Origin of the sequence: Glycomyces albidus (genome assembly GCF_009451885.1) — a bacterium.
Taxonomy (GTDB): domain Bacteria; phylum Actinomycetota; class Actinomycetes; order Mycobacteriales; family Micromonosporaceae; genus Glycomyces; species Glycomyces albidus.
The window spans coordinates 127245-135980 of sequence record NZ_WIAO01000014.1; the positions used below are offsets into that span (position 1 = coordinate 127245).

General features: G+C 69.4%; 8 protein-coding genes and 1 pseudogene. 5 read left to right on the forward strand and 4 right to left on the reverse strand.

Annotated elements, in window-relative coordinates; translation table 11 throughout:
- Window positions 1-100: 100 nt before the first annotated feature.
- The 3 genes from GFD30_RS13315 to GFD30_RS13325 all read right to left on the reverse strand — a co-directional run bounded on the left by GFD30_RS13315 (window position 101) and on the right by GFD30_RS13325 (window position 2853).
- Window positions 101-763, reverse strand: coding sequence for an ATP-dependent Clp protease proteolytic subunit (locus GFD30_RS13315; RefSeq protein WP_153025707.1), 663 nt, complete (start codon window positions 761-763; stop codon window positions 101-103).
- A 25-nt stretch (window positions 764-788) separates the two neighbouring features.
- A complete protein-coding gene (locus tag GFD30_RS13320; RefSeq protein ID WP_153025689.1) occupies window positions 789-1442 on the reverse strand; it encodes an ATP-dependent Clp protease proteolytic subunit in 654 nt (217 codons plus the stop codon).
- A gap of 253 nt (window positions 1443-1695) precedes the next feature.
- Window positions 1696-2853 (reverse strand): S8 family peptidase, encoded by a 1158-nt coding sequence (locus GFD30_RS13325; protein ID WP_153025690.1) that lies wholly within the window; start codon window positions 2851-2853, stop codon window positions 1696-1698.
- Window positions 2854-2981: 128 nt separating this feature from the next.
- On the opposite strand from GFD30_RS13325, the gene GFD30_RS13330 reads away from it, so the two are divergent.
- The 5 genes from GFD30_RS13330 to GFD30_RS13350 all read left to right on the forward strand — a co-directional run bounded on the left by GFD30_RS13330 (window position 2982) and on the right by GFD30_RS13350 (window position 8362).
- Entirely contained in the window at window positions 2982-3368 is a 387-nt protein-coding gene (locus GFD30_RS13330; protein ID WP_153025691.1) for a hypothetical protein, read from the forward strand.
- A 266-nt stretch (window positions 3369-3634) separates the two neighbouring features.
- On the forward strand, window positions 3635-4906 hold the full coding sequence (locus GFD30_RS13335; RefSeq protein WP_153025692.1) for an ABC transporter substrate-binding protein: 1272 nt from the start codon (window positions 3635-3637) through the stop codon (window positions 4904-4906).
- 3 nt (window positions 4907-4909) lie between these two features.
- Window positions 4910-5839 carry a carbohydrate ABC transporter permease gene (locus tag GFD30_RS13340; RefSeq protein ID WP_153025693.1) on the forward strand — a complete coding sequence of 310 codons (930 nt, stop codon included), beginning with the start codon at window positions 4910-4912 and terminating at the stop codon, window positions 5837-5839.
- On the forward strand, window positions 5836-6723 hold the full coding sequence (locus GFD30_RS13345) for a carbohydrate ABC transporter permease (RefSeq protein WP_153025694.1): 888 nt from the start codon (window positions 5836-5838) through the stop codon (window positions 6721-6723). The genes GFD30_RS13340 and GFD30_RS13345 overlap by 4 nt, the downstream gene beginning before the upstream one ends.
- A complete protein-coding gene (locus GFD30_RS13350; RefSeq protein ID WP_153025695.1) occupies window positions 6704-8362 on the forward strand; it encodes a hypothetical protein in 1659 nt (552 codons plus the stop codon). The genes GFD30_RS13345 and GFD30_RS13350 overlap by 20 nt, the downstream gene beginning before the upstream one ends.
- A gap of 258 nt (window positions 8363-8620) precedes the next feature.
- Here the strand turns inward: GFD30_RS13350 and GFD30_RS28265 are convergent.
- Window positions 8621-8736: pseudogene (locus tag GFD30_RS28265) on the reverse strand (IS5 family transposase); the annotation flags it as partial.

An 8736-nucleotide genomic window follows, 5' to 3' on the forward strand; every position in this document is an offset into this window, starting at 1 on the left:
GTCTGGGGTCGTGGCTTGGTTTTTGGGTTGATGGGGGTGTGCCGGGGGTTGGGGGGGGGGGGGGCCCGGGGGGGGGCCCCCCCACTCCCGGCGGTACGTCTTACGCGGCCGCTTCGGCCGGCAGGGCGTTCTTCTTGCGGTAGTTGAGGACGTTGTCGACCAGGCCGTAGGCGACGGCCTCCTCGGCGGTGAAGATCTTGTCGCGCTCGATGTCGCGGCGGACCTTGGTGAGGTCCTGGCCGGTGTGCCGGGCGAGGATCTTCTCGAGCTGGTCGCGCATGCGCATGATCTCGCGGGCCTGGATCTCCATGTCGGACGCCTGGCCGAAGGTGCCTTCGGTGGCGGGCTGGTGGATGATCACGCGGGAGTTCGGCAGCGCGGTGCGCTTGCCGGGGGTCCCGGCGGCGAGGAGCACGGCGGCGGCCGAGGCGGCCTGGCCCATGCACACGGTCTGGATGTCCGGGCGCACGTACTGCATGGTGTCGTAGATGGCCATGAGCGCGGTGAGCGAGCCGCCGGGCGAGTTGATGTACATGATGATGTCCCGGTCGGGGTCGTTGCCCTCGAGGACGATCAGCTGGCTCATGATGTCGTTGGCCGAGGTGTCGTCCACGGGGGACCCGAGGAAGATGATCCGGTCCTCGAACATCTTGTTGTACGGGTTCATCTCCTTGATCCCGTACGAGGTCTTCTCGGTGAACGACGGGACGATGTAGCGGGCCCGCGGGTCGAAACCGCCCGCGGACTGGGCGTGGATGTCCATCATCTGGTTCCCCTCCTGGTGTTCTCTAGTTCGAGCCGGCGGGGACGTCGGCCACCCGCTTGACGACGTGGTCGATGAAGCCGTAGTCCTTCGCCTCGGCGGCGGTGAACCAGCGGTCGCGGTCGGAGTCGCGCTCGATCTCCTCGATCGTGCGGCCGGTGTGCTCGGCGACGCGCTCCTGGAACATCTGCTTGGTGTAGAGCATCTGCTCGGCGAGGATCGCGACGTCGGAGGCCGTGCCGCCGATGCCGCCGGAGGGCTGGTGCATCATGATGCGCGCGTGCGGGAGCGCGTAGCGCTTGCCCGCGGTGCCGGCGCACAGGAGCAGCTGGCCCATGGAGGCGGCCATGCCCATGCCGACGGTCTGCACGTCGTTCTTGATGTACTGCATGGTGTCGTAGATGGCCATGCCGTCGTAGACCGAGCCGCCGGGCGAGTTGATGTAGAGCTTGATGTCGCGCTGGTCGTCCTCCGCTTCGAGCAGGAGGAGCTGGGCGCACAGGCGGTTCGCGATCTCGGAGTTGACGTCCGAGCCCAGGAAGAGGATGTGCTCCTTGAGCAGCCGGTCGAAGACCATGCTGTCCAGGCCGACCGAGGACGCGTCGCCGCCGCCGCGACGGGCGACCGCGTTCACGACATCCCTCTCCAGCTGCGAGGAGAATGGAATCGAATGCTCCATGTCTTTGCACCTTCATTCTGTGTCGGCGATATGCGTTCAGCGTTGCGGCTGCCAATCCAGACCTTAGCCCGTCGCGGCGACGATCGGACGCGGCTGGGCTCCGTGTTCGCTGCCAGCGGAGCGCGGCGCGCGGGGGCGGGCCCGTTCTGGGGCAGAGGCGGATCGGGGGTCCGGACGGGTCGTCCGCCGGCTCCGGCGGGGGAACGCGGAGGACCCGGCCGCGCGGGCCGGGTCCTTCGGCGTGCGATGCGGGTCAGGCGGTGACGTTGAGGAGCAGGTTGGGGCTGCCTTGGACGTCGCCGACCGCCCCGGGGACGGCGGCGGCGGCCAGGGCGTCGGCGACCTCGGCGGGCGTGGCGTCCGGGTGGGCCGAGAGGTAGAGCGCGGCGGCGCCCGCGACGTGCGGCGAGGCCATGGAGGTGCCGCTCAGGGTCATCGGGGTGCCGAACAGGTACGGCGAGGTGATGTCCTGGCCGGGGGCGAAGAGGTCGACGCACGGGCCGAAGTTGGAGAAGTCGGCGCGGGCGTCGGCGTCGGTGGAGGCGGCGACGGTGATCGCGCCGGGGGTGCGGGCCGGGGAGACGCCGCAGGCGTCGGCGGTCTCGTTGCCGGCGGCGACCGCGTAGGTGACGCCGGAGTCGATCGAGGCCGCGACGGCCGCGTCGAGGGCGTCGCTGAGGCCGCCGCCGAGGCTCATGTTCGCGACGGCGGGCTTGACGGCGTTCTCGGTGACCCAGTCGACGCCGTCGATGACGCCGGCGGTGGTGCCGGAGCCGAGGCAGTTGAGGACCTGGACGGGCACGATGGTGACCGCCTTGGCGACGCCGTGCTCGGTGCCGCCGACGGTGCCGGCGACGTGGGTGCCGTGGCCGTTGCAGTCGAGGCCCTGGAGGCCGGGGAGGATCGCGGAGAAGCCGGTGCCGGTGCGGCCGGAGAAGTCCGCCGTGCCCGCCCAGATCCCGGTGTCGATGATGTAGGCGGTGACGCCTTCGCCGGCGTTCGGGTAGGCGTAGGCCGCGTCGAGCGGGAGCGCGTCCTGGTCGATGCGGTCGAGGCCCCAGGAGGGCGGGTCGGTCTGGACCGCGTCGACGGTGACGGTCTGGTTCTGCTCGACGTAGGCGACGGCGGGGTCGGCGGCGAGGCGTTCGGCCTCCGATTCGCTCATCGAGGCGAGGACGGTGTCGGCGGAGTCGAAGACGTCTTCGACCTGTCCGCCGAACGCGTCGACGACGGCGGTCTTCGGCTCGTCCTCGAAGACGACGATGTACGAGCCGGGGATGGCGTCGGGGCTGTCGGCCGCGAGGATCTCGGCGGTCTGCGCCGAGGCGGGCGCGGCGGCGAGGCCGGCGGCGGCGAGGGTCGCCGCCGCCGCGGCGAGGAGGAATCGGCGGACGGGGGGATGGTTCACCATCTAAGGCCACCCTTCGGGAGAAAACGGGCTATGGCATCTGTCACAAGGTACCAAGGAATTGATAGATTCGGTTACCTCGAAGTAACGAAATTCCGACAATCCCTCACAAGCCCACAATGGAGTGAATTGTGTCCGGTTCCCCTACCGCCCGTTTGCGTCTGCTCGGCATCCTGTTCTGGCTGGCCGGCGGCGCCGTCATCACCCTCGGCTGGATGGGCATGGCCGAGCTGGCCTACGTCGACGGCCAGATGCCCTACCTCGTCTCGGGCGGCGCCGCCGGTCTCGCCCTGGTCCTGATCGGCTCGACCCTCGTGGTCATGGCGGCCCTCTTCGAGGCGGCCGAGCGCACCGCCCAGCGCACGGCGGACCTGCTGAAGCAGGCCGCCGACGAGGCCGTGGAGGCCGCCGCGGCGGCCGAGCGGGCCGCCGAGCCCGAGCCGGAGGACGACCGGCCCGACAAGCAGCCGGAGGACGGGCGCCCCGCGAAGCGGCCCGCGGCGGCCGAAGCCGACTGACACCTGGCCTTTCACCCGACATGTGAAGGACCCCAAGGGGTCCGGCAGGCCCTGGGAGCGCGACCGCGGGGCCTGCAAAACCACAGGTCGGGACCTACTGTCGCGCGCTAGTCGAAGGTCTGGTAGTTTCGGGCAAGCGTTTCACGAGTGACCTGTGGCACTGCGCTGCGTCACGCTGGTTCGCGCGGTCCCGGGTGGTCGGCACCCGGGTTCGGAAGGCGGTCGTTCCCAGCCGTCGAATCCCCTTTCCCGAAAAGAGAAGCTCAATGAAGAGAAGACTCGTCCTCAGCGCCGGCACCGCCGGTGCGGCGGCCCTGCCCCTCAGCGCCTGCGGGTTCATCGGCGGCGGCGAAGACGAAGGCGGCGCCGACACCATCAAGTTCTGGCTGTCCGGCGACGCCAACCAGGGCGGCGGCTTCCAGGCGATGGCCGACAAGTACTTCGAGGAGACCGGCGTGACGGTCGATATCGACGACATTCCCTACGACGACTTCAACACCCGCCTGCGCAACGCCGCCCAGGCCGACGGCCTGCCCGACCTCGCCCGCGTCACCGCGATCGACCCGATCTGGATGAACCAGCTCGAGGACCTCTCCGACATCGCCGCCGAACGCGGCATCATGGAGAACCTCCTCGCCGAGAACGAGGAGGGCGCGGTCCCGACCTTCCTCACCGACCTCACCGCCGTCGGCCTCTACGTCAACAAGAGCCTGTTCGACCAGGCCGGCGTCGCCTACCCGACCACCGCGGACCAGATCTGGACCTGGGACGAGTTCATCGCCGCGGTCACCGAGGTCAAGGCCGCGACTGGAGCGCGCTACGGGCTGGTCATGGACCCGTCCTCGCACCGGCTGCGCTCCTTCATGTACCAGTTCGGCAGCGACGGGTTCACCCTCGGCGACGACTGCACGTACTCGACCAAGGAGGCCGAGACGACCGCGGCGCTCCAGTTCTTCGCCGACATCAACGACGACGACATCATGCCGCGCTCGGTGTGGGTCTCCGGCGACGACGCGAACGCCCTGTTCAAGAGCGGCCAGGTCGCCGCCTACTACTCCGGGTCCTGGCAGGTCGCCGACTTCCAGGCCAACATCACCGACTTCGAGTGGGCCTCGGCGCTCATGCCGGCCCAGACCCGCCGCGCCACCAACCTCGGCGGCGGCTACATCGTGGCCTACAGCGGCGAGAAGTCCCAGGCCGCGCTCGACTTCATCTCCTGGCTGTTCGCGCCCGAGAACTACACCGAGATCGCCGAGATCTCCGGGTTCCTCCCGGTGATCCAGGGCCTCGACATCGACTACGGCGACGCCCAGGCCAGCTTCGACCTCTACAACGAGGAGATCGCCGCCGCCGACCCCGCCGTCTCCAGCTCCCAGGAGCAGACGGCCCTCCGGATGGTCTACCAGGGCCAGACCGCGGGCGGCGACGCCGACCCGCTCAAGGACGAGGCCGTCAAGCTCGCCAACGGCGAGCAGGACGTCCCCACGACCATCGCGAACATCATCGCGTCGCTCAACGAGAACATCACCTGCGAGTAACCCTTGACGGCCACCGCCATCGAAACCGCACGCCCCGCCGGGCCGCGACAGCGGCCCGGCAAGGGCCGGCGCCCCGAGTACCGGCTCGCCCCCTTCGGGCTCGCCGGCATCAGCATCGTCCTGTTCGCCGTGTTCTTCGTCTGGCCCGGCAGCCTGGGCCTGATCTACTCGTTCACCGACTACACCGGCATCGGGACCTTCGACTTCATCGGCCTCGCCAACTACGAGAAGCTGTTCGGCGACCCGACGTTCTACCAGGCGCTCACCCGCAGCCTCCTGTTCGCGGCCTTCAGCGTCCCGCTCATGTACGTCATGTCGCTGACCGTGGCCTCGCTGCTCGTCTCCAACCACGCCAAGGGCAGGTCCGCGGCGAAGATCGTGTTCTTCTTCCCGTGGCTCATCTCCCCCATCGTCGCCGGAGTGATCTGGCGGTGGATGTTCGGCGAGAGCTTCGGCTTCGTCAACTACGTCGCCACCGAACTCGGCGCGAACCCGCTCGCCTGGCAGACCGACCCCGACCTCGCGCTCATGGTCGTGGTCATGGCCGCGACCTGGGGCGGCACGGCGTTCAACATGCTCATCTTCATCGCCGCCCTCAAGAACGTCCCGCGCGCCTACTACGAGGCCGCCGAGATCGACGGCGCGAACGCCTGGCAGCGGTTCCGCCACATCACCCTGCCCTCGATCGCGCCCACTTCGTTCCTGGTGGTCCTGCTGTCGTCGCTGGGCGCCATGAAGGAGTTCGCGATGGTCCAGGCCCTCAACGGCGGCGGACCGGGCACGTCGAACGTGTTCCTCATCCAGTACATCTACGAGACCGGCTTCAAGCGCGCCGACGTCGGCTACGCCAGCGCCGTCTCGATGATCCTGCTTGTCATCCTGCTGTCCATCGCACTGCTCCAGATGGCGGTCAACCGGAGGAGGGGCGCATGAGCACCGCGACACTGCACCCCGAGACCGCCGTGAATCCCCGCAGGCGCAAGGCCCGCAAGGTCAAAGAGCTCGGCACGTCCATTCCGCTCACCGCGTTCCTGTGGCTCCTCGCCGCCGTCTACGCGTTCCCGGTGCTGTGGTTCCTGCTGAGCGCCTTCAAACCCGGCTCGGAGCTGTTCCAGTACCCGCTCTCGTTCCTGCCCGAGAACCCGACCATCGGCGGGTTCGAGAAGGCGTGGAGCCGGTTCGACTTCATGCTGTACTTCTCCAACACGCTGGCCGTCTCGCTGACGACGACGGCGCTGACGGTGATGGCCAGCGCGATGACCGGGTACGCGCTCGCGAAGTACCGCGACCAGCGCTGGATCAGGGTCTTCTTCATCTGCATCCTCGCCACGACGATGCTGCCGACCGAGGTCATCCTGTCGCCCACGTTCATCGTGATCCGCAACCTCGGCATGTACGACACCTTCGCGGGCCTGGTCGTCCCGTCGATCCTGACGGCCACGGGCGTGTTCATGTTCCGGCAGTTCTTCCTGTCGATCCCGGACGACATCCTGGAGGCGGCGCGCATCGACGGCGCCCGCGAGATCGGGATCTTCTTCCGGATCATGCTGCCGATGTCGCGGCCGATCATCATGACCCTGGCGATCTTCTCGTTCCAGTGGCGCTGGAACGACTACGTCTGGCCGCTCATCGTCGTCGGCGACGAACGCAAGTTCACGCTCCAGATCGCGCTGCGCAGCATCGTGGGGGCCGAGAACATCGACTGGCCGCTGCTGCTGGCCGCGTCGGTGATGTCGATCCTGCCGCTGGTGCTCATCTTCATCGTGTTCCAGAAGTACGTCATGAACGAGGACATCAATGCCGGCCTCAAGGACTGAGTTCGCGGCGGCCGTGACCGCGGCCGCCGACGAGCGGGCGCGGGAGGTCCTCGGCGGGGTCGAGGCCCTGCTGGCCGGCGACCCGCACCACCGCGCGGTCATGAGCGCCGCGAAGGCGCTCGCCGCCTGCGCGGTGAACCCGGCGTCCGCGCTCTTCGGATCGGAGGAGGCCGCGGCGGCGGCCGGGCGCCTGGTGGCGCACCTGTCGTGGATGCAGGCCGGCAACGGCCTGTTCGACGGCGAGAACTTCGCGTCCCCGCCGGACACGGCGTTCACGATCAACGACCTGTGCGACGCGTACGCGCTCATCGAAGGTGCGGACTGGTTGCGGCCCTTGGCTTCGGCGCTCGCGGCGATCGCCGCCGCGGCCGCGGAGCCCCTGCGCCTGGGCGGGGTCCACACCCCGAACCACCGCTGGGAGCTCTGCTCGGCGCTGGCCCGGCTGCACCGGCACTGGCCCGACCCGCGCCTGGTCGAGCGCATCGACCAGTGGCTGGCCGAGGGCGTCGACATCGACGCCGACGGCTGGTACTCGGAGCGGAGCGCGAACTACGCCCTGCACGTCTCGAACCCGTCCCTGACGGCCATCGGCACGATCCTCGACCGGCCCGCGCTGCTGGACCTGGTGGTCCGGAGCCTGGAGGCGATCGCCGCGGCCGCGCTGCCGGACGGCACGGTCGAGACGGTGCACTCGCGGCGCCAGGACCAGCGCGGCTCGATCCGGCTCGCTCCCTTCCTGATGCAGTTCCGGCGCTTCGCGATCGAACGCGGCCGCGGCGACTTCGCGGCGGTCGCGGAGGAGCTGTCCGCCGAGATCGCCGATCCGGCGGGCACGCTGGCGGAGATCCTCCTGGAGCCGGCGCTCGCGGGCCCCCTCCCGCCCGCCGAGCCCCGCCGGCCCGGCACGGCCGTGTTCGGCGCATCGGGTCTGGCCGTGGCGCGCTGCGGCGACTTCGCGGTGAGCGTCTACGGCGGATCGGACTACGGGGCGCAGGGCCGGATCCGGTCGGGTCTGGCGACGAACCCGACGTTCCTGCGGCTGTTCGCGGGCGAGGCCGTGCTCGACTCGGTCCGGCTCTCGCGGGACTTCTTCGGTCTGGGCCCCTTCCGGGCGCAGGGCCTCGAAGCCGCGGGCAACACGTTCGTCCTGCGCGAGCGGGCGGGCGCGGCCTATTACGGGCCGCTCCCGGCGGAGTTCCGGCGCGAGGACGCGAACTACTCCCTTGTGGACGAGGGCCGCTTCTCGGCGGCGATGGACTTCGGGCACCGCCCGGCCGAGGAGGTCGCGCTCACGACCGAGGTGCAGGTGGTCCTCGGCGACCGCGAGGCCCAGATCCGGGTCGAGGCCGACCCGGCCCGGGTTCGGCAGGTGCTCGAACTGTCGTTCCGCGACGGCGGGCAGCTCGAAGGCGTCCGCCCGGTCGAGGGCGGCTTCGAACTCGAAGCCGGCGCGGCCGCATACCGGCGCGGCGAGGACCTCATCTCGGTCGAAGTCGACGCCACGGCCCCCTTCACCCGCGGCTACCACCCGGGCGAGGACTACACGCATCTCTCGGGATCCGATGCGGCCCAAGGTATCCGTCTCTACATCCCACTCCCCGGGACGGGCCGGTGCACCGTGGTCCTGCGGGCTGGTTAGCCGCCGTCTCTCGTCCTCAGGGCGACATCGGGGCGGGTCCGTCGCTCGGACGGACTCGGGAACGGATCTCAGACCGGATCTCGCTCCTGCGGCGGCCACGCCAGACGCGCACAGCGGGACCTCTGCCGACTTCATGGAAGGCGGCACCCGAGGTTCAAGCGGCAGCGACAAAGAGGCCGGAGGGTTTTCGGGCGGATCATTCGGCCGTCCGCACCGTGCTGATGCCGGTCGAAAATCGACGAACCCACTAGGTCGTGTTTACGAACTGGGTTTCCAGTCGAGGATCATTGCGACTTGGATGGCCGCTTCGTAGCGGATGGCGAGCTTGTCGTAGCGGGTGGCGATGGCGCGGTAGCGCTTGAGGCGGCCGATGG